The sequence below is a fragment of the Ilumatobacter coccineus YM16-304 genome, assembly GCF_000348785.1.
Taxonomy (GTDB): Bacteria; Actinomycetota; Acidimicrobiia; order Acidimicrobiales; family Ilumatobacteraceae; genus Ilumatobacter_A; species Ilumatobacter_A coccineus.
On sequence record NC_020520.1, the window covers coordinates 2,882,003 to 2,902,199 of the forward strand.

Here is a 20,197-nt window from a genome sequence, read left to right on the forward strand (position 1 = left end):
ACCGTGGGAAGCGGACCTGCTGAATGCGCTGACCTGGGGCGATGAAAACAAGCTGGATGAGCGGCGGCCTCGACCGGTGCTGATCAGGTGTGGATCCACCCGGCATCGGGCTCCACCTCGATCTCGATCGTGCTCGCTCGCCCGAGCGTGACCCCGTCGGCGATCACCACGAGCGGAGTCTCGAACGTCCACGATCCCTGCCGTACGGGCCTGCTGGCGATGGCGGGATGCGGGAGGTGGGTGCCCGCACGCATCCGGCTCCGGATGGCCAGTCGCTGTCGCAGGCTGGTGTCGGTGGCCAGCGCGAAGGTCTCGGCGCGACCGTCGTTGGGATGCCCGCGCGGGGCGACGTCGTACGGTCCGACGAACTCGGCGTTCATCACGGCGAGCACCGGGCCTCGCCACCAACCCCCTCGGCTCCACGGGAGACGGGCGAGGACGTGGGCGACGACCGGACGTGACGCTCTCCCGTCGAGCCGGACGTGAACGAGGTCGATCGGCACGCGACGCAGACGGCGTCGGTCGCCGATCGGACGGGCCCCGACCGTGGTGAACACGTCGCCGTTCGCCACCGCCACCGCCACGTCGGTGACGGGCCGTTCGCGTGTGTCGTCGCGGGCAAGCATCGATGCGAGTTCGGCGTCGTTCTGGGCGATCACCAGGTCGGCCGGGCGCTCGACCTCGCTCCCCCAGTCGGCGCCCTTCTCGATCGTCATGCGCCGGGAGCGGAGCTGTCGGCGACGACCCCACGGAAGGCGGCCGTCACGGCGTCGGCAGCCCGTCGGCGCGTCGACGGGTCGGGAGCGACCGTGGCGATCTGCCGGAGCAGGTCGATCAACTGTTTGATGTTGCGCACGAAGTCACCGCCGGTGAGTTCCTCCTCGCCGACGATCTCGGCGAAGCCCTCGCCGGCGACCCAGGCGTGTGCGATCGCAGCGAACGTCGGGTCGGGCGCACGATGCTCCGACAGCGACAGGCTGCGCTCGATGGCGCGCAGATCGGCGCTGATCGCGTCGAGACGCTTCCACCGGTCGCGCACGTCGTGCGACGAGAACCACGGCGCCGGCGGCGGTTCGGGGCTGCGATGCTCGTACACGACGCACGCTGCCAGCGCCGCCAGGTCAGCCGGGGTCAAGCCGTCGAACAGCCCGTCGGAGATCAACTCGGCGACGAGCAGGTCGCTCTCGTGGAAGATCCGGGCGAGCGTCTCACCCTGCGGCGTCAGCGTCCAGGCCTCGACGTCGGCGTAGCCGAAGCGTTCGAGGATCTGCAGGACGCGGTCGAACTCCTGCGACAGCGAGTCGTTCTTGCCGCTGATCCGCTTGCGCATCTCGCGCATCTCGAACTCCACCCGGTCGGCCCGTCCGGCCGCGTCGACGCGAGCCCGGAGGTCGGGGTCGCGTGCGACGGGATGCTCGTCGGAGCGAGCGCCGTTGCTCGACTGCCGGCGCTGCTTCTTGCGGTCGGACCCGACGTTTGCCGTGCGCAGCCGCTTGGCCACCTCGCGGCGGTAGTCCTTGCGCTGCGGACCGAAGTGCTTCGGGAGCTTGATCGACCCCACGGCTTCGGGCAGGTCGATGAAGTCGTCGGCATCGGCGCTGAGCAGGTCGCCGCCCTTGGTGACGAGCGTCAGCTTGACCCCCGACTTGCGGTGGGCGTTGGCCACCACCACGACGGGCCCCTTGTGGTCGCCCTTGGCGATGCGGATGATCGAACCCGGCCGGAGCTTGGCGAGCGCGCCGCGCATCTGACCGGCCGACGCGTCGCGGCGTTCGCGCCGATTGTCGGCCTCGGCCCGGCGAAGCTGCCGGTACTCGTCGATGTCGCCGAACGGGCTGACCGCCTCGGCGCGTAGTTCGTCGAGCTTCTGGCGTTTGCGTTCGAGCCGAGCCTCGATCTTCACCACGTCACGGTCGGCCTGGTACTGCGCGAACGACAGGTTGAGCAGTCGATGCGACTCCTCACTCGAGTGCGTCCGGATCAGGTTGGCCGCCATGTTGTACGTGGGGCGGAAGGCCGAGCGGAGGTGGAACGACGAACTGCTGGCCAGCTGTGCGACCTCGTCGAAGCGGACCCACGGCGTCCAGAGCACGATCGCGTCGCCCACCTCGTCGAGGCCCCGGCGACCGGCGCGTCCGGTGAGCTGCGTGTACTCCCCCGGCGTGAGGCGTTCGTGGTGTTCGCCGGTGAACTTCGTCAGCTTCTCGATGACCACCGAGCGCGCCGGCATGTTGATGCCCACGGCCAAGGTCTCGGTGGCGAACACCACCTTCACGAAACCGGCCACGAAACACGCCTCGACCGTTTCCTTCATCGCCGGGACCATGCCCGCGTGGTGCGCCGCGATCCCCGCTTCCAACTGCTCGACGAAACGGCCGTAGCCGAGCACGTCGAGATCGTCGGGGTCGAGGTCGCCGAGTCGCTCGTCGATGATCGCTCGAATCGCGATCTGTTCGTCTGCCGACGTCAGCCGCAGCCCGGCATCGAGACACGACCGAGCGGCCTCGTCACACTGGTTGCGACTGAAGATGAAGAAGATCGCCGGAAGCAGCCCTTCGGCTTCGAGTCGCTCGACGGTCTCGATCCGGCTCGGCGTGGCGAGGCGCCGAGCACCCGAGCCCTTGGAACCGCGGGCGGCATCGCCACCTCGCCGTCCCGAGTTGCGGCCGTCGAAGTCACGACGTCGGCCGCCGCGGATCGCCGACTCGTCGAGCTTGAGCGCGTCGCGGTTGACGCCACCGCCCACGAACGTCGGCATGAGGTGCAGCTTGTGATTGGTGCGGTCGGCGACGAAGTAGCGGTTGTTCAGCGCCACCGGTCGCTTCGTCTCGATGATCGCCGCCGCCGGTCCGCGTACGGTCTCGATCCAGTCGGCCAACTCCTGCACGTTGGTGACCGTGGCCGACAGGCACACGAGCCGTACGTGCTGGGGCGCGTGGATCATCACCTCTTCCCACACCGGGCCGCGGTACGTGTCTTGCAGGAAGTGGACCTCGTCGAGCACGACGACGCCGAGGTCGTCGAGCGTGCGTCCGGCGTACACCATGTTGCGCAGGACCTCGGTGGTCATCACGACGATCGCTGCATCGGCGTTGATGGCGTTGTCGCCCGTGAGCAGGCCCACCGAATCGGCACCGTGCTCGGCCACGAGATCGCGGTACTTCTGGTTCGACAGCGCTTTGACCGGCGTGGTGTAGAACGCTCGCTGGCCGTCACGCACGGCGGCTGCGATGGCGTACTCGGCAACGACCGTCTTGCCGCTCCCGGTCGGTGCGGCGACCACGACGTGCTTGCCGGCGTCGAACGCGTCGAAGGCGTCGAACTGGAATCGGTCGGGCGGGAAGTCGAAGGTGGCGAGGATCTCGCCGCGGTCGTCACGCATCAGCGCACACGACGTCAGGCCTGGGCCCGACGTCGCCGCATGATGCCGTATCCGATGAGCACCGCGATGAAGTACATGCCGACCATCGGGCCGGCGAGCATCATCAGCGTGATCGGGTCGCCCGACGGCGTGATCACCGCGGCGAGCACGAAGATGGCGACGATGGCGTAACGCCATCCGGAGAGCAGCGCCTTGGGCGTGACGACGTTGACCAACTGGAGAAACACCAGGAGCACCGGCAGGAGGAAGCCGATGCCGAACGCGAAGATCATGAGGCCGAACAGGCCGACGTACTTGTCGATGGCGAACGCCTGATTGACCTCTTCGCCCGACCAGGCGATGAGGAACTCGAGTGCCCGGCCGATCGTGAAGTACGCCAGCACGCCACCAGCGGCGAAGAGCACGACCGACGACAGGACGAACGGGATGGCGTAGCGCTTCTCCTTGGCCTCGAGCGCCGGGACCACGAAACGCCAGATCTGCCAGAGGATGACCGGCAGCGCCATGATGATGCCGCCGTACATGCCGATCCGAAGACGCGCGGAGAAGCCCTCGGTGGGGCTGAAGGCGAACAGGTCGGGCGAGCAGAAGTTCTCGGGCTTGCTCTCGCACAGGTCGCGGTACGGGCCGAGCAGGAAGTCGTACACCTGCTCGTAGAACACGATGATCAACACCATGCCGATGGTGACGGCGAGCGCCGAGCGGATGATCCGGGTGCGGAGCTCGGCCAGGTGCTCGGTGAGCGTCATCGTGTCGCCCGCGCCGGGCTGCGCCACTCCTGTGTCACTCACGATGCTGCCGCCTCGTCATCGTCGGCGGGCGTCGCCGTGTCGTCGGCAGACGTCGCCGTGTCGTCGGCGGGCGTGGCGGTGTCGTCGAGGTCGATCGGGTCGGCCCACTCGTCGACGGCGTCGGGCGCATCGGCCACGACATCAGCGTCGGCCGGCGCTGCCGTCTCACCGGCGCCGGCCGTGTCGGCGTTGCCGGCCTCTTCGGCGTTCTGCATTCGCTCGGGCCGGTCACGGTCGAGGATCTGCTGGGCCCGGAGCTTTCGTTCGGCGTCGCGCTCTGCGTCAGCCATGGTCTTGGCCGGGTCGGCGGCGTCACGGAGGAGGCCGGCGGTCTCCTTCATCTCCCGCATGGGCTCGTCGAGCGCCGATTTCAGCTCGCTCTGGAAACCCGTGCCCATCTTGCGGAGCTCGGCGTAGGTCTGAGTGAACCGTCGGATGGCCGACGGCAGTTTCTCAGGTCCGAGGACCACCAGTGCGAGCAGCAAGATGAAGATGATCTCGCTGCCCTGGAGATTGAACACGGTGTCGAGTCTACGGGCCTGGCATCATCAACTGCTGTGCAGCAACGGCTTCCCTCCCTGCTTGACCCACCGATCGCGTTCGCGCACCGTGGCGCACGGGCACACGCGCCCGACAACACGATCGAATCGTTCGCGCTCGCGCTGCGGCTCGGAGCGACCGGCCTCGAGAGCGACGTCTGGGTCACCGCCGACGGCGTGCCGGTGCTCGATCACGACGGCGTGGTGCGCCGAGGCGTGCGCCGCCGGCCCATCGCCGAGTACGACCGAGCCGACCTTCCCGAACACATCCCGAGCCTCGACGATCTGTTCGACGCGTGCGGCGACGACTACGCCCTGTCGCTCGACGTGAAGACCCCGGGCGCGATGCTGCCCACCGCGGCAGCGATCCGAGCGCGTGGCAACGACCTCGCCGAACGCACGTGGCTCTGCGATCCGGTCCTGTCGAACCTCGTCGACGTCCGCGACGAACTCGCCGAGTTCAAACTCGTGCACTCCACCCGCCTCGCGAAGCTCACCGAGAGCCCCGAGTTGCACGCGTCACGCCTCTCGGCGGCCGGTATCGATGCGATGAACATGCACCGCACCGACTGGAACGGTGGTCTCGTCGTGATGTTCCACCGTTTCGACCGGTACGCCTTCTGCTGGGACCTGCAGTTCGATCACCAGATCGAACCGGCGCTGCGCATGGGCGTCGACGCGATCTACAGCGACCACACCGATCTCATGGTCGACGTCATGTCGAGAGAAACCGGGGCCGGCTGAGCCCCGCTAGAGCCAGCGCCAGTCGGAACGCGGCCAGAATACCACGAACGCGCGGCCGACGAGGTCGTCTTCGGAGATCGGGCCGAGCTGGCGGCTGTCTTGCGATCCGCTGCGGTTGTCACCCATGACGAACACGTGGTCGTCGGGCACCGAGACCGGTTCGAAGTCGCCGCCGCACGTCGCCGACACGACCTCGGGGTCGAGGTACGGCTCGATGAGCAAGCGGCCGTCGACACGCACTTCACAGTCGGTCATCTCGATGGTCTCGCCCGGCAGCGCGATGACTCGTTTGATGAGGTCACGTTCGGCTCGACCGCTGATCTGGTGCAACACGACGACGTCACCGCGGCGTGGATCGTGAAGACGATACGACAGCTTGTTGACGAACACCCGGTCGCCGGTGGCCAGGGTGGAGTCCATCGACGATCCGTCGACGACGAAGTGCGCCAACACGAACCCGCGGACGAGGAACGCGACCGTGAGCGCGACGGCCACCACGACGATCCAGTCGACGAAGGCGCGTGCTCCCGACCCCGGACGGTCGGCGTCGTTGAGCGGGATCTCGTCGTACGGGGGGCCGCCGTCACCGGAGTTCATGGGCGGAGCGGTCGTACCGGTCGCCGGAGCCGAGATGTTCGGAGGCGCGTCGGGCGGACGTGGAGGTTCCGGAACGGAGGTGTCGGCATCGAGCGTCACGAAACGACAACGGTACAAGCGAGCCGATGCCGAAACGCGTCACCCCAGCTCCCAGCCATCGTTCAGAGCGATTCGATGAGCCGTTCGACCCGCTCGTCTCGGCTCTTGAACGGGTCCTTGCACAGCACCGTGCGTTGCGCCTGGTCGTTGAGCTTGAGGTGTACCCAGTCGACGGTGTAGTCGCGCTTGCGTTCCTTGGCGCGCTTGACGAACTCACCGCGTAGGCGGGCCCGCGTGGTCTGCGGTGGCGTGTCGATCGCCGTGTTGATGTCGGCGTCGGTGCACACCCGCTCGACCAGACCGCGGTCTTGCAGCTTGTAGAACGGGCTACGCGAACGGCTCACGTCGTGATACTGCAGGTCGAGGAGCTGCACCCGAGCGTGACCGAGCGGCAGGTCGTGGCGCTCGCGGAACGCTTCGATCAGCTTGTGCTTGATCACCCAGTCGACCTCGCGGTCGAGTTTGAGCGGATCGTCCTCGATGGTGGTGATGCAGTGCTCCCACATCTCGAGCGCCTTCTGTTCGAGTGGGGGAAAGCCCTTGGTCTCGGCATACCGCAACGCTCGATCGAGGTACTCGCGTTGGATGTCGAGCGCGCTCACGTCGCGACCGTTCGCGAGACGCACGGTGCGACGACACGTGATGTCGTGGCTGATCTCACGAATCGCTCGAATCGGGTTCTCCAGCGTCATGTCACGCAGCACGACGTTCGGGTCTTCGAGCATCCGCAGCATGCATGCCGCGGCGCCGACCTTCAAGAACGTGGTGTACTCGCTCATGTTGGAGTCGCCGACGATCACGTGCAGGCGCCGGAAGCGCTCGGCGTCGGCGTGCGGCTCGTCGCGAGTGTTGATGATCGGACGGCTGCGGGTGGTGGCCGACGACACGCCCTCCCAGATGTGCTCCGCTCGTTGCGCGATCGAGTAGGTCGCACCGCGAGCGGTCTGCAAGACCTTGCCGGCACCGGCGTAGATCTGGCGGCTGACGAAGAACGGGATGAGCACTTCGGCGTAGTGGCCGAGGTCGTCGTCACGGCTCGTCATGAAGTTCTCGTGGCAGCCGTAGGAGTTGCCGGCGGAGTCGGTGTTGTTCTTGAACAGGTAGATCGTGCCCCTGATCGACTCCTCGGCGAGGCGCTGCTCGGCCGACGCGACGAGTTGCTCGAGGATCCGCTCGCCCGCCTTGTCGTGGACGACCAGGTCGTAGAGCGAATCACACTCGGGCGTGGCGTACTCGGGGTGCGAGCCGACGTCGAGGTACAACCGAGCACCGTTCTGCAGGAACACGTTCGAGCTCCTCCCCCACGACACGACCCGTCGGAAGAGGTAACGAGCGACCTCGTCAGGGCTCAGTCGACGTTGGCCCCGCAGGGTGCACGTGACGCCGTACTCGTTCTCGAGCCCGTAGATGCGTCGCTCCATCACGCCAACCTATACACCAGCGGACGGCACGTCTCGGCGAACGCACCGACGCGTCGCTGAGCCGGTCACCGCCGCGCCGCCGCGACGGGGTCAGTGCACGCGTGCTTCGGGGAAGATCCGCAGGAAGTTCTCGGCGTAGAACTTGGCTCGGACGTCGTCGCCGCGCTCGCCGAGCGAGGTCTCGAAGCGGCCGATCGGATCGCGGCCGCCCTCGACGTGCGGGTAGTCGCTCGAGAACAGGTAGAGGTCGTCGCTGCTGCGATCGATCAACGCGCCGACGTCTTCGAACACGAATGGCGTGAACGCGAGTTGCTCACGAATCGTCTCCGACGGCGTCCGCTCGAGCTGGGCGAGATACTGATCGACCTTCTTCCACGACCGCACGGTCCGGTCGAGGCGCTCGATCATCGCCGGCACCCACCCGGCGCCGAGTTCGACCGCCGCGCCACGCAGATCGCGATGACGTTCGAACACACCGTCCATCAGCATCACCGACAGGAAGGTCTCGGGCCCCTGGTGCAGCACAGCCATGTCTTTGGCGCGGAGGTTCTCGCCCCCGCCCATCCAGTCCTTCACCGCCGGCCGTCCGGTGTTGCCCCAGGCCGCATCGAGTTGGAGCGGAGATCCGCCCACGTGCATCACGAAGGGTGTGCCCGACTCGGCGAGCGTGGCCCAGAACGGGTCGAAGTCGACGTGCCCCGGTGACCGGTCGCCCGGGGCGTGATGGGGCACCCAGATCGCCTCCATGCCGAAGTCGAGTGCTGCCGACAGCTCGATCAGTGCGAGTTCCGGATCGTCGAGCGGGACGATGCCGACGCCCATCAGGCGATGATCGTCACCGCAGAAGTCGCGCATGGCACGGTTGTGAGCGCGTGTGGCGCCGTAGCGGAGTTCGGGGTCGTCACACACCGCACGGCTCTGCGAGAACGGCGTGGCGACGCTGTGCGTGGCGAAGACGAGTTGCTTGCGGAAACCGAGCATGTCGATCGCCACCGAGCGGTCGTGACGGTCGAATGCCCCGAGCGCCTGGATCTCCTTCGACTCGGCGATCAGGCGATCGCCGAGCGCCACCTGCGTCGACACGTGGTCCGCGGTGTGCTTGCCACCGTTGTCGACGATCTCGGCGACCTCGTCGTCGGTGACGAGCGAGGCGCTGTAGTTCACCGGACGCAACCGGTCGCGAATCGACGCGTCGGCGTAGTCGAACAAGAAGTTCGGCAACTCCATGATGTGGCTGTCGGCGTCGTAGAACGGACGGTGCGATGGCGCGTAGGTCATGTGACTCCCCTGGTCGCCGGCAACCGTACCCCAGCGCCCGAGGGCCGTTCTTCCCGGAGCGATCGCCCCCCGACGACGTGTGGGTCGTCAGGCGATGGCGGCGTCGAGGACGGCGCCGTCGACGCGACCGAAGCACCGCCGACCGTTGCCGCGTGAGAGTTCGGCAGCCTCGATGTCGCTCGCCGGGATCTCGCGATCGGGGCCGGCAATGGCGGCGATACCGACCTTGATGGCGCTCGCCAGGTCGAGCGAGTCGACCCACGTGTCGGCGAGACGGAGGCGGATCGCCTCGGCGTCGCCACCGATCGCGGCGTAGTCGCGTTCGTCGACGACCGTGCCGTCGTAGAGGATGTGGAACATCTGGTCGCCGGCGCTGTCGAGGCCGACTTCGGCGACGAGGATCTCGACCTCCATCGGCTTCATCTCGTGCGTGAAGATGTTGCCGAGCATCTGGGCGTAGCTGTTGGCCAGGCTGCGGGCGTCGACGTCGTCGCGCGAGTACTGGAACCCCTTGAGATCGGCGGCGCGGACACCGGCCACGCGGAGTTGATCGAACTCGTTGTACTTGCCGACCCCGGCGAAGGCGATGCGGTCGTAGATCTCGCTGACCTTGCGGAGCGTCTCGGAGGCGTTCTCGGCGACGATCGCGATGCCGTCGGCGTAGCGCAACGCCACCAGCGCGCGACCGCGGGCGATGCCCTTCCGGGCGTAGTCGGCCCGGTCTTTCATCATCTGCTCGGGAGCGACGTAGAACGGCATGCTCATCGTTGTGCTACCCCTTGGATGATGGCGGCGTAGCGCGCCGCGAGATCGTCGTCGTCGAGGCGTTCCCAGCCGTCGGCATCGATCGTGGCGACGACCGGGTAGATGCCGCGCAGTGCATCGGGGCCACCCGTCGCCGAATCGGCGTCGGCGGCTTCCCAGAGCGACCGGGCGGCGAGGTCGACGGCAGCGTCGCGGTCGAGATCGCGGCTGAAACCGACCTTGATGACGGTGCCGGCATGCAGACTGCCCGACCCGGTCGCCACGAAATCGCGTTCTTCGTAGCGGCCACCGGTCGCGTCGAAGTCCCAGAGTCGACCGGTCTCGCGACGCAGGTCGTAGCCGGCGAAGATCGGCACGACGACCATGCCCTGCATCGCTGCCGGCAGGTTGCCGCGGACCATGGTCGAGAGCTGGTTCGCCTTGCCTTCGAGGCTGAGCGACGCTCCTTCGACCTTCTCGTAGTGTTCCAACTGCAACTGGAACAGGCGCACCATCTCCATGGCCGGACCGGCTGCACCGGCGATCGCCACACCGCTGTGGCGGTCGGCCTGGACGACCTTCTCCATCGAACGGTGCGAGATGAGGTTGCCCGACGTGGCGCGACGGTCGCCGGCCATGACCACACCGCCGTCGTATCGCAGCGCGACACAGGTGGTGGCGTGCGGGACGCCGAGCGACGACATGGCGTCGAACGACTGGCCGCCGGCTGCGCCGAACACGGACTCGGGATTCAGACCCACTCGGCGGAGGAGATCGGGGAAGTTGGCACCGGGATCGTCACCGGGCGCGAAGAACGGCATCGCCACCGTTCACTGCCCGCCCTTCTGGACGTACGACTTCACGAAGTCCTCGGCGTTGGTCTCGAGCACTTCGTCGATCTCGTCGAGGAGGTCGTCGAGTTCGGCCTTCAGCTTCTCACCGGTCTCGGTGACCGCAGGTGCAGCCTCAGCAACGGTGTCGTCGTCGCGAGTGGGTGACTGCTTCGACTTCTGTTGGCGTTCTGCCATGTGATTTCTCCAAGTGGTCGAGAAGGGTCGAGTGGGCCGTGGATGTTCTATTCGCCGAGGCGGTCGAGCAGATCTCGTGCCGTCTCGCTGTCATCGATCAACGTAGCAACGTGTTCGGCGGTCCCGCGTAGCGGTTCCATCATCGGGACGCGTCGCAGCGGATCACGTCCGATGTCGAACACGAGCGAATCCCAGTTGGCCGCGACGATGTCGTCGGGGTACTTGTCGAGGCATCGACCTCGGAAGTAGGCACGGGTGGTCTCGGGCGGGCGAGTCATCGCGTCGATGGCCTCGGACTGGTCGATGATCGTGTCGAGTCCGGCACGCGACGCGAGACATCGCTCGGGGCGCATGTCGTGGTACTGCAGATCGATCGCCTTGAGCTTCACCGATCCGGGCGCCAGGTCGTGGCGTTCGGCGAATCCCGTGACGAGCCGGCGCTTCGCGACCCAGTCGACCCAGTGCCCCACCGACTCGGGATCGGTCTCGAGGCCGGTGAGGACCCGTTCCCAGCGATCCATGATGTCGGCGCCGACCGCCTCGTCGACACAGTCGAGGCCGTGCGACTGCTCGTACTTGCGTGCCCGCTCGAACAGGCCCCACTGCACTTCGAGCGCCGTGGCGCGTGTGCCGTCGCCGAGCATGATGGTCTGGCGCAGCGATGGGTCGTGGCTGACCTGGCGGATCGCGGTGACCGGGTTGCCGAGCGCCCAATCGTCGCCGAGCGCGTCGTCTTCGATCATCGACAGCACGATCGAGGTGGTGCCGACCTTGAGATACGTGGCGACTTCGCTCATGTTGGCGTCGCCGACGATGACGTGCAACCGGCGATACTTCTGCGGGTCGGCGTGCGGTTCGTCGCGCGTGTTGACGATCGGGCGTTTCAGCGTGGTCTCGAGGCCGATCTCCTCTTCGAAGAAGTCGGCGCGCTGGCTGATCTGGTAGGCGATGTCGTCGTGGGGTCGGCCCGGCATCTCACAGCCGACCTTGCCCGCACCGGTGAAGATCTGGCGGGTGACGAAGTGCGGGGTGATCTCACGAGCGAGGCGTCCGAACGGCAACTCGCGAGCGAGGAGGTAGTTCTCGTGGCACCCGTAGCTGTTGCCCTTGCCGTCACTGTTGTTCTTGTGGATGATGATCTCGGCGTCGTCACCGAGCACGCGCTTGGCGGCGATCATGGCCGCCTTGACGATCTCGTCGGCCGCTCGGTCCCACACCAGCGCCTCGCGAGCGTTGGTGACCTCGGGCGTCGAGATCTCGGGGTGTGCATGGTCGACGTAGAAGCGGGCGCCGTTGGTGAGTACGGCGTTGACCAAGGTGGTCTCGACCTCGGGCGCCATCGAGTCGTCGAGCGAGAACCCGCGAGCGTCGTTGGCGGGCTGCTCGTCTTCGAAATCCCAGCCGATCCGACCACGGTCGCGGTTGGTCGCAGCGACGTACGAATTGATCAGCAGCGACGATGCCGTGACGGGGTTGTTCTCCGCGCCGCGTACGACGATCCCGTACTCGGTCTCGATGCCACACACCTTCGGCAAGGCCATGTCCAGAACCTATCCGAGTGGTCGTTCGGTGTGTCGATCGTTCTGCCGCAGTGGTGTCACATCACCTCGAAGGTGAGACCGGCGTGCTCGACGAGCGCGTCGAGGAAGGGTTCTCCGAGTGCGGTCGCAGGCGTCAGGCTCCCGCCGCCGACCTCGTCGTGCGACCGGCCGAGCAGCGTGGTGGCCGCCTCGGCGAGGATCTTGCTCGTCGATCCGTACCCGGGGTCGCGGTCGCCCGTGACCTTCACCAAGATCTCGTCGCCAGACGGCGTGGTTCCGTGGAAGCGCAGGTCGTAGAACCCGGCTTCCTGCTTCTCGGGGCTGGGCCCCTCCCCCGGCTCGGGCAGTGCCTTGGCCAGCAGTTTGCGCATCGGTCCGACCGCTGCGGCCCCCATGAAGCCGCCCATCGCACCGCTCACGCCGAACGCCTTGGCGCGACCGCCGAAGCCGGGACCGGTGAGCATCGACTCGCCGTACGTGAAGTCGTCGCCCCACGGATGGCCGAGCAGCGCGTGCGTGCGGAACACGATGCGTGTGTTGGTCGCCGCCATCACGAACGGAGCGGTCCACGAATCGAGCCCGAGGTCGTAGTCGGGCAGCGTCACGTTGGGCTGGTCGACGCCGTCTCGGTCCCCCTTGGGTGCCAGGGCGTACGGGTTGGCGAGCACCTTGCGCAACGCGGGTTCGGCCGCCATGTCGTCCATCATGTTCATCATCGAGGCGATCGTTCCGCCGCTGGCTCCGCCCTTGGCCGCTTTGACGCCCATCCGGATCGAGTTGCAGGTCTGACCGAACCGTTCCTGCGCCTGTTCTTGGACGTACCACACCCCGAGATCGGACGGCACCGAGTCGAACCCGCACGCGTGCACGATGCGCGCGCCGGTCTCGACGGCACGGTCGTTGTAGCGATCGATCATCTTCTGCATCCACTGTGGTTCGCCGGTGAGGTCGACGTAGTCGATCCCTGCTTCGGCGACGGCGGCGACCAACTTCGAGCCGTACAGCGCGTACGGGCCCACCGTGGAGATGACGAGCTTCGTCGAGGCGACCATGTCGGCGATCGCTGCCGCGTCGTCGGCGTCACAGACGATCTGCGCGACGTCGGCCCCGGTGTCGGCGGCGACCGACGCCAGTTTGTCGGCGTTGCGGCCGGCGATCGCCCAGTCGAGATCGCCGTCGACACCGTGCCGGTCGACCATGTAGCGGCACAGGATCTGGCCGACGAAGCTCGTCGCTCCGAAGATGACGATGTCGTGCTGGTTCGATGCTGGTGCCATGTGGCAACAGTACCGACGAAATCAGGCGCCGCGCCGTCGGCCACTCGCTCACGCGACGCGACGGCGGTGAGAGTCGCTACAGGTATTGCCCGGTGGCGACGCGTTCGATCGCCTTGCCGCCGCGACCCTCGTCGGCCGCCTCCGACACGAGCGTGCGGATGAACACGATGCGTTCGCCCTTCTTGCCCGAGATCTTGGCCCAGTCGTCGGGGTTCGTGGTGTTCGGCAGGTCTTCGTGTTCCTTGTACTCCTGCTTGATCGAGTCGAGCAGATCCTGCGTCTTGACGCCGCGCGCTCCCCCGCCGATGACGCGCTTGATCGCCAGCTTCTTCGCTCGGCGCACGATGTTCTCGATCATGGCCCCCGACGCGAAGTCCTTGTAGTACAGGATCTCCTTGTCGCCGTTCTGGTAGGTGACCTCGAGGAAGCGGTTCGCCTCGTCGTCGCGGTACATCTCGGCGACGGTCTCGTCGATCATCGTCGGCACGTCGTAGCCCTCGGCGATCGGGATCTCGTCGGTGAGATAGTTCGCGAAGATCGACTTCGCCGCCTCGGCATCGGGTCGCTCGATCTTGATCTTCACGTCGAGTCGGCCGGGTCGCAGGATCGCCGGGTCGATCAGGTCTTCACGGTTCGTCGCGCCGATCACGATGACGTTGGTGAGCCCTTCGACGCCGTCGATCTCGGCGAGCAGTTGCGGCACGATCGTCGACTCCATGTCGGAGCTGATGCCCGACCCGCGAGTGCGGAACATCGAGTCCATCTCGTCGAAGAACACGATGACCGGCCAGCCTTCGTCGCTCTTCTCACGGGCTCGTTGGAACACGAGTCGGATCTGTCGCTCGGTCTCGCCGACGTATTTGTTGAGCAGCTCGGGGCCCTTGATGTTGATGAAGTAGCTGCGACCCTTGCCTTCACCGACCTGCTCGGCGACCTTGTTGGCCAGACTGTTGGCGACCGCTTTGGCGATGAGCGTCTTGCCGCAACCGGGCGGCCCGTAGAGCAGGATGCCCTTCGGCGCCGGGAGGCGGTGCTCGGCGAACAGGTCGTGGTGGAGGAACGGCAACTCGACGGCGTCGGCGATGCTCTCGATCTGACTGTCGAGACCCCCGATGTCGGAGTACGAGATGTCGGGGACCTCTTCGAGCAGCAGGTCTTCGACTTCGGGGCGGGCCAGCTTCTCGAGGAGCAGGTTCGATCGGGTGTCGAGGCGCAGGTGGTCGCCGGCGCGCAGGATGGTGCCGCGCAAGCTGTCGGCGAGTTCGCAGACCAGTTCGTCGTCGGCTCGTCCCACGACCAGTGCTCTGACGCCGTCGTCCATGATCTGGCGGACGGTCACGACCTCGCCACCGAGGTCGGGTTCGCGGGCCATCACCACGTTGAGGCTCTCGTTGAGCACCACTTCGGCGCCACGATGCAGCAGCTCGTGGTCGATGTCGGGATGGAGCGTGACGCGCATCTTGCGACCGCTGGTGAGGACGTCGACCGTGCCGTCGTCGTCTTTGCCGACGACCACGCCGTACGCCGACGGCGGTTGAGAGAGCTTGTCGACCTCGTCGCGCAGCGTCGAGATGTGTTCGCGTGCTTCGCGCAACGTGTACGACAGCTTCTCGTTCTGAGCGACGGCCTGCGCGAGTTGTCCTTTCGTCTCCAACAACCGCTCTTCGAGCGCCCGGAGGCGCTTGGGTGCATCGGCCAGTCGGGCTCGGAGATGCTGGATCTCTTCGTCGAGCACCTGGACCTGGCGAGCGGCCTCTGGGTCGATTGCGTCGCGGTCACCTGGATCGGGAGCCATGAATCCAACGTACACCGAACGTGTGATCTCGTCGTGAGCAGCCGATGAACACGTTTGCACGTGTGTCGCCGGGTAAACTCACCGCAGCTACTCACTCGATTCTTCGTTGATTCGAGCGGCGAACAGGCCGATACTCGGCAACACGAAGTCATTCAGCAACACAGCATTTCAGCAACAAGGAGCTACCACTGACATGAAGGTCTGGATCGATCAGGATCTCTGCACCGGCGACGGACTCTGCGAAGAGATCGCTCCCGACGTCTTCACACTCCTCGACGACGGCCTCGCGTACGTCGTCGAAGGCGACAAGGTGTTCGCCGAGGCGAAGGGCAACCCGCAGGGTGCCGACGGCCTCGCCGAGTTCCCCGACAGCCAGCTCGATGCTGTCGTCGAATCCGCCGAGGAGTGCCCCGGCGAGTGCATCTACATCGAACCCTGATTCGTTCAGCGTTCTGATCTCGAACGAGGGTCCCGGCGTCAGCGCCGGGGCCCGTCGTCGTTTTCGGCTCGGTGGGTGAGCCTTCGACGGTCCCGACGAGCGGCGCACGCCACTCGCTATCGTCGCAATCGATGACGACCGAGACCGACGCCTCCGCTCCTCGACAGCGGAACGCTCGCGGTGAAGGCGACCGTCTCCGCACCGACCTGCTCGAGGCTGCCGCCGAACTCATGGCCGAGCACGGCACGATCGAGGGCATCTCGCTGCGGGCCGTCGCCCGCCGTGCCGGCGTGTCGGCCACGGCGGTCTACCGCCACTTCGACGACCACACCCAGCTGCTGCGCGAGTCGATCCAGTTCTGCTGGTCCAACTTCCTCGACATGCTCGCCGCTGCGCAGGAGGGAGCCACCGACCCGTTCGACGCGTTCGAGCGAAGCGGTTTCGGATACGCAACCTTCGCTGCCGAGCACCAAGGGCAGTACCGGGTGATGTTCTCCAACCGGATCCGTCTCGTCGGCGACACGTCGTCGATCGCCGACGCCACGTTCCAGATTCTCGTCGACGAAGTGACGGGGATGCTCGACGTGCTCGGCGACGATCGCGATCCTCAGTTCGTCGCGGTGCAGGTGCACACCTGGATCCACGGCATCGTCGACCTCATCGGCTGCCACCCCGAGATGGCGTGGCCCCCGATCGAACAGCAACTCGACGGGCTCCGGCACGCGCTCGGGCTGTTGCGCCCCGACGAACGACCCGTCGGCACGCCCGACGAATAGTCGCCGTCGCCGGGCCCGCGTGCAGGCCCGTCGGCTCAGCGGTTCTTGCCGAGGAACCGAGCGACCGTCAAGAACCCGGTGTGAGCCACCATGCGGTGATCGGGACGAACCGCTTGGCCGTCGATGTGCCAACCACGGTGCAGCACTTCGACGGTGCGCGCATCGATCCACTTGCCCTTCGTGGCCTCACGGGTCTGCGCGGCCTGGGTGATCGACGGCGTGTAGGCCACGAGGATGCCGCCCGGCCGCAGCACGTGCTCGGCGTGCGGCACGACCTGCCACGGCTCGGGAAGGTCGAGGACGACCCGATCGAACGGTCCGTGTTCGGGGTCGATCCCGTCGTAACTGCTCGCGATGTGGACGTCGTATCGACCCATCGCTTCTTCGCCGAGGAAGCCACGCACGTTCGCCTTCGCCCGGTTGGCGAAGTCTTCACGGATCTCGTACCCGGTGATGTGTGCTCCGTAGCGCAGCATGGTCATCGACAGCGCGCCCGATCCGATGCCGCTCTCGAACACGCGGTCACCCGGTCCGATGTCGGCGAACATGCAGATCGGTGCGAGATCCTTCGGGTAGATGACCTGCGCACCGCGCGGCATCGCGACCACGAAGTCTTCGAGCGTCGGACGCAACACCGTGTACTCGCCGTTCTTCGTCGACCGAACGACACAGCCTTCGGGCTGTCCGATGATGTCGTTGTGTCGCACGAAGCCGGCGTGGCTGTGGAACTCGCCGTCGGTGGCGAGGTCGAGCAGGTAGCGACGCTTCTTCGAATCGAGGAGCACCGCCTTGTCGTCGGGCTTGAAGGGGTTGCTCATGATCGTCCTCGTTTTCCGAGTACCAGTTCGACTGGCACGGGTTCGTGTGCGCTCGACTTCTCGACGAGTCGACAGAATGCGCAGAGTTCGTTGGTGGTCGGCGAACCGCAACGCTCACAGTCGTTGAGTTCTCCGGCCGCAGCGGCCGATTGATCGGCCAGCAGCGGCGCCATGTTGTCGATGAAGTTCAGGTAGAACGCCGACTTCGAACTCGGCGACTTCTGCTCGAGCGAGTTCAGTGTGTCTTTGTAGTACAGATGCCGGTTGCCGGCCGCGATCGGACATTCTTCGACGAGATAGTCGATGCCCCGGATCAGGCACCAGGCGGCCGTTTCACGTTCGGTCAGGCGAACGAGCGGCTTGCATTTCTTGGGGAAGCCGTTGCGTGCAGGCAGCACCGGGAGTTGGCGTGCGAGGTACTCGATGTCCCAGCGCAGCACGTTGCCGAGCAGCACCGCTGCTTCGTCGTCGAGGTTGTGGCCGGTGACCACTGCGTCGTAGCCGCCGTCGCGCGCGGCCTTGTCGAACAGGTGCCGCTTCGACATGCCGCACGCCGAGCACGGCACGCGCTTGGTGACCTTGGCGGCCGTCGGGATGTCGTAGCCGTAGTCGTCGCGCAGGTCGACCGTGACGAGTGTGAGGCCTCGTTCGTCGGCGAAGCGACGCACGTAGTCGCCGCTCTCGTCGGAGTAGTCGCCGATGCCGAGCCCGACGTAGAACCCGTCGGCCTGGTAGCCCGCTTCGACGAGCATGTCCCACACGGCGAGCGAGTCCTTGCCGCCGCTCACCGCGACCAGGAGACGATCGTCTTTCGAGAACATCTCGTAGTCGTCGATGGCCTTCTCGACCTGGCGACGGCACAGCTGCAGCAGGTGCTCGGCGCAGAAGTTCGCATTGTGACGCGGCAGGTCGATGACCGCCGGTGCCTTGCACGCTCTGCACTTCGAACCACTCGTTGCCATGAAGGGCCCCAGTCAACCAGGCCGCTCCGCCAGAATCGTGAATGTCGCGCTCGAATGCGACGTGGCGCGCGGAGCGGCGCGCCGTCAGCCGCCGGAGATGACGGGACGGATCTCGATCACGTCGTCGTCGCCGAGCTTGGCATCGCCGGGCACGAGGGTGCCGTTGCAGATGACCAGGTGCGATTCGCGCACCAACTCGAGGTCGTCGAGCAAGCGATTGACCGTCTTGCCGCCGCGCATCTCGATCTCGCGCTTGGGATTGCGGAGCTTGACCTGCATCTACTTGACGCGGATGCCCTTCTTGGGCCGGGCGGCCGCGACGTCGGCCACGGCCTGGTCGACGAGCACCTTCTTGGTGATGCCCTGACGCTTGCGTTCCTTCTTCGACATGGGCTTCGCGTTGATGACGTTGACGAAGCTGTTCGAGCCGACCTTGAACTTGCCGAGCGATTCGGGCGACTTGCCGAAGAACTTCTTCAGCGTTCCCTTGCCGAACACCCAGACGGCCACGACCTTCCAGAACTTGCTCGCGCCGAGGAGTCCTCCCCAGATCGCCTTGCGTCGGATGATGACCGACGGGCGCAGTGCATATGGAAGCAGTGCCATGAAGCGTGACCTACGAGTCGGTCAGACTCGACGGATCTCGACGACGGCGCTCTTCTTCTTGCCGGAGCGCTTGCCGAGCAGGAAGAAGATCAGCATCAGGAACGTGGCGCCACCGGCGGCGACACCGGCGATCGACACCTTCTTGTCGTCGACCTTGCCCTGCACGTCGCCCTGGAACGACTGCAGCTTGTTCTTCAGGTCGTCGGGGGTGATCTTCTTCGGGGTCTCGGGGGTGGTGTTCTTTGCCATCGGGTTCTCCGTCGTCTCGTTCGGCCGCTGCGCTACTTGGGCTCGTTGTTCAGGGTGGACTTCTTGATCCGCATGATCGTGAAGGCGAGCAGGATCAGGGTGACCACGAGCGTGATGGCGTACGGCACCCAGGTCCAGGATCCACCGCGCAGTGAGTCGAGTTCGGTCTGTGCCACACGGAGTGCGCCGAGGAGCACGAGCATCAGGCCGAGGCCGAGCGCAAACGCCGCGGCCACGCCGAAGCCCAACCACCGCCCGGCACCCTTGAGCGGGTCGATGGTCTCCTGCTTCGCGTAGCTCTTGACGTACTCGATGACCTCGCCGAGCGATGCATCGTCCTGCTTCGAGCTGAAGCTCTTTGGCGTGTCATTGCTGTCTGGCACGCCAGTTGTTCTATCAGAGTCGGAGAGAAAACCCAGCAGAGCGCTGGTCGTCACGACAACCGGAAGTCGAGCATCGCCTCGACATCGTCGAGTACCGCGTCGAGCGTGGCGAGCCGTTCGCTGGGTCCTGGCGCCGCCAGCAGGCGGTGCCGGTCGAGTGGACCGATCGGGGCGAGCGACGCGAGGTGGTAGGTGGCGACCAGTGGATCGTCGGAGATCTCGGCATCGGTCGGCGCCGCGTCGAGGTCGCCCAGTTCGGCAGCCTTCGCCAGCGCCGACCGGACCCGTGCGTGCGTCGCCGCGACCGCGTCGGCCAGATCGACGCCGTCGACGCCATCGACGCCGTCGGGATCGGCGTCGGGCCAGTCGTCGACGTCGGCCATCGGATACGGGTCGTCGGGGAGCCACGTGTTGACGCGGATGCGACGCGTGCCGACGGTGACCATCGCATAGCGCGACTCGTCGAGGGCTTCGCACTGGACCATCTGCGCCACGGTGCCGATCATCGACCGTTCGTCGCCACCGCCCGCTTCGCTGCCGTGGGTGATGAGCACCTGGCCGAACTCGGGGGTGTCGTCACGCTGCAGGATGTCGATGATCATCTGGCGGTAGCGCGGTTCGAACACGTGGAGCGGCAACACGCCGCCGGGCAGCAGCACCATGCCCAGCGGAAACATCGGCATCACGGCCATGCACCGACCGTAGGCCACGGTCGGTCTCGCGTCGAT

At 66.3% G+C, this 20,197-nt stretch carries 23 protein-coding genes; 3 read left to right on the forward strand and 20 right to left on the reverse strand.

Translation table 11 applies throughout. From position 1 onward, the window contains the following. Window positions 1-83 precede the first annotated feature (83 nt). From YM304_RS12995 to YM304_RS25055, 4 genes are read right to left on the reverse strand one after another with little or no spacing between them, the layout of a single operon-like run. Window positions 84-716 (reverse strand): diacylglycerol kinase family protein, encoded by a 633-nt coding sequence (locus tag YM304_RS12995; RefSeq protein ID WP_015442157.1) that lies wholly within the window; start codon window positions 714-716, stop codon window positions 84-86. After that, window positions 713-3,382, reverse strand: coding sequence for a DEAD/DEAH box helicase (locus tag YM304_RS13000; protein ID WP_015442158.1), 2,670 nt, complete (start codon window positions 3,380-3,382; stop codon window positions 713-715). Before YM304_RS13000 ends, YM304_RS12995 begins: the two co-directional genes overlap by 4 nt. A 14-nt stretch (window positions 3,383-3,396) precedes the next feature. Next, the gene (gene tatC, locus YM304_RS13005) at window positions 3,397-4,173 is read right to left on the reverse strand and encodes a twin-arginine translocase subunit TatC (protein WP_154723446.1); all 777 of its coding nucleotides are present in this window, start codon (window positions 4,171-4,173) and stop codon (window positions 3,397-3,399) included. Then, complete coding sequence (locus tag YM304_RS25055) at window positions 4,170-4,694, reverse strand: Sec-independent protein translocase subunit TatA/TatB (RefSeq protein WP_015442160.1); 525 nt, start codon at window positions 4,692-4,694, stop codon at window positions 4,170-4,172. The genes tatC and YM304_RS25055 overlap by 4 nt, the downstream gene beginning before the upstream one ends. 36 nt (window positions 4,695-4,730) lie before the next feature. Between YM304_RS25055 and YM304_RS24010 the strand changes: the two genes are divergently transcribed. Then, complete coding sequence (locus YM304_RS24010; protein ID WP_015442161.1) at window positions 4,731-5,456, forward strand: glycerophosphodiester phosphodiesterase; 726 nt, start codon at window positions 4,731-4,733, stop codon at window positions 5,454-5,456. Window positions 5,457-5,462: 6 nt separating this feature from the next. On the opposite strand, the gene lepB is transcribed toward YM304_RS24010, so the two are convergent. From lepB to arc, 9 genes are all read right to left on the reverse strand, one after another. Beyond that, the gene (lepB, locus tag YM304_RS13020) at window positions 5,463-6,152 is read right to left on the reverse strand and encodes a signal peptidase I (protein WP_197536880.1); all 690 of its coding nucleotides are present in this window, start codon (window positions 6,150-6,152) and stop codon (window positions 5,463-5,465) included. 62 nt (window positions 6,153-6,214) lie between these two features. Beyond that, window positions 6,215-7,573, reverse strand: a complete 1,359-nt coding sequence (gene pafA / locus YM304_RS13025) for a Pup--protein ligase (protein WP_015442163.1) — start codon at window positions 7,571-7,573, stop codon at window positions 6,215-6,217. Window positions 7,574-7,663: 90 nt separating this feature from the next. Further along, window positions 7,664-8,851: an amidohydrolase family protein gene (locus YM304_RS13030; protein ID WP_015442164.1), complete on the reverse strand. Its 1,188-nt coding sequence runs from the start codon at window positions 8,849-8,851 to the stop codon at window positions 7,664-7,666. An 87-nt stretch (window positions 8,852-8,938) separates the two neighbouring features. Then, window positions 8,939-9,616, reverse strand: a complete 678-nt coding sequence (prcA, locus tag YM304_RS13035; RefSeq protein ID WP_015442165.1) for a proteasome subunit alpha — start codon at window positions 9,614-9,616, stop codon at window positions 8,939-8,941. Next, a complete protein-coding gene (gene prcB / locus YM304_RS13040; protein WP_015442166.1) occupies window positions 9,613-10,422 on the reverse strand; it encodes a proteasome subunit beta in 810 nt (269 codons plus the stop codon). The genes prcA and prcB overlap by 4 nt, the downstream gene beginning before the upstream one ends. 3 nt (window positions 10,423-10,425) lie before the next feature. Next, window positions 10,426-10,623, reverse strand: a complete 198-nt coding sequence (locus tag YM304_RS13045; RefSeq protein ID WP_015442167.1) for a ubiquitin-like protein Pup — start codon at window positions 10,621-10,623, stop codon at window positions 10,426-10,428. A 47-nt stretch (window positions 10,624-10,670) separates the two neighbouring features. Further along, window positions 10,671-12,164: a depupylase/deamidase Dop gene (gene dop / locus YM304_RS13050; RefSeq protein WP_015442168.1), complete on the reverse strand. Its 1,494-nt coding sequence runs from the start codon at window positions 12,162-12,164 to the stop codon at window positions 10,671-10,673. Window positions 12,165-12,220: 56 nt separating this feature from the next. Next, window positions 12,221-13,441, reverse strand: a complete 1,221-nt coding sequence (locus YM304_RS13055; protein ID WP_015442169.1) for a saccharopine dehydrogenase family protein — start codon at window positions 13,439-13,441, stop codon at window positions 12,221-12,223. A 76-nt stretch (window positions 13,442-13,517) separates the two neighbouring features. After that, window positions 13,518-15,236: a proteasome ATPase gene (gene arc / locus YM304_RS13060; protein WP_015442170.1), complete on the reverse strand. Its 1,719-nt coding sequence runs from the start codon at window positions 15,234-15,236 to the stop codon at window positions 13,518-13,520. Window positions 15,237-15,429: 193 nt separating this feature from the next. On the opposite strand from arc, the gene YM304_RS13065 reads away from it, so the two are divergent. Both YM304_RS13065 and YM304_RS22605 read left to right on the forward strand, forming a co-directional pair. Further along, complete coding sequence (locus tag YM304_RS13065) at window positions 15,430-15,675, forward strand: ferredoxin (RefSeq protein ID WP_015442171.1); 246 nt, start codon at window positions 15,430-15,432, stop codon at window positions 15,673-15,675. A 131-nt stretch (window positions 15,676-15,806) separates the two neighbouring features. Next, window positions 15,807-16,451 (forward strand): TetR/AcrR family transcriptional regulator, encoded by a 645-nt coding sequence (locus YM304_RS22605; RefSeq protein WP_015442172.1) that lies wholly within the window; start codon window positions 15,807-15,809, stop codon window positions 16,449-16,451. Between the two features lie 35 nt (window positions 16,452-16,486). On the opposite strand, the gene YM304_RS13075 is transcribed toward YM304_RS22605, so the two are convergent. From YM304_RS13075 to YM304_RS13100, 7 genes are all read right to left on the reverse strand, one after another. After that, window positions 16,487-17,269 (reverse strand): tRNA (adenine-N1)-methyltransferase, encoded by a 783-nt coding sequence (locus YM304_RS13075; RefSeq protein WP_015442173.1) that lies wholly within the window; start codon window positions 17,267-17,269, stop codon window positions 16,487-16,489. Further along, on the reverse strand, window positions 17,266-18,231 hold the full coding sequence (locus tag YM304_RS13080) for an ATP-binding protein (RefSeq protein ID WP_015442174.1): 966 nt from the start codon (window positions 18,229-18,231) through the stop codon (window positions 17,266-17,268). Before YM304_RS13080 ends, YM304_RS13075 begins: the two co-directional genes overlap by 4 nt. Window positions 18,232-18,315: 84 nt before the next feature. Beyond that, complete coding sequence (locus tag YM304_RS13085; RefSeq protein ID WP_015442175.1) at window positions 18,316-18,510, reverse strand: MoaD/ThiS family protein; 195 nt, start codon at window positions 18,508-18,510, stop codon at window positions 18,316-18,318. Next, window positions 18,511-18,837 (reverse strand): hypothetical protein, encoded by a 327-nt coding sequence (locus tag YM304_RS13090; RefSeq protein ID WP_015442176.1) that lies wholly within the window; start codon window positions 18,835-18,837, stop codon window positions 18,511-18,513. A 21-nt stretch (window positions 18,838-18,858) separates the two neighbouring features. Further along, a complete protein-coding gene (locus YM304_RS22610) occupies window positions 18,859-19,086 on the reverse strand; it encodes a hypothetical protein (RefSeq protein ID WP_015442177.1) in 228 nt (75 codons plus the stop codon). Between the two features lie 32 nt (window positions 19,087-19,118). Beyond that, the gene (locus YM304_RS22615; protein ID WP_015442178.1) at window positions 19,119-19,469 is read right to left on the reverse strand and encodes a hypothetical protein; all 351 of its coding nucleotides are present in this window, start codon (window positions 19,467-19,469) and stop codon (window positions 19,119-19,121) included. Between the two features lie 50 nt (window positions 19,470-19,519). Continuing rightward, window positions 19,520-20,161 (reverse strand): LON peptidase substrate-binding domain-containing protein, encoded by a 642-nt coding sequence (locus YM304_RS13100; RefSeq protein WP_015442179.1) that lies wholly within the window; start codon window positions 20,159-20,161, stop codon window positions 19,520-19,522. Window positions 20,162-20,197: the final 36 nt, after the last annotated feature.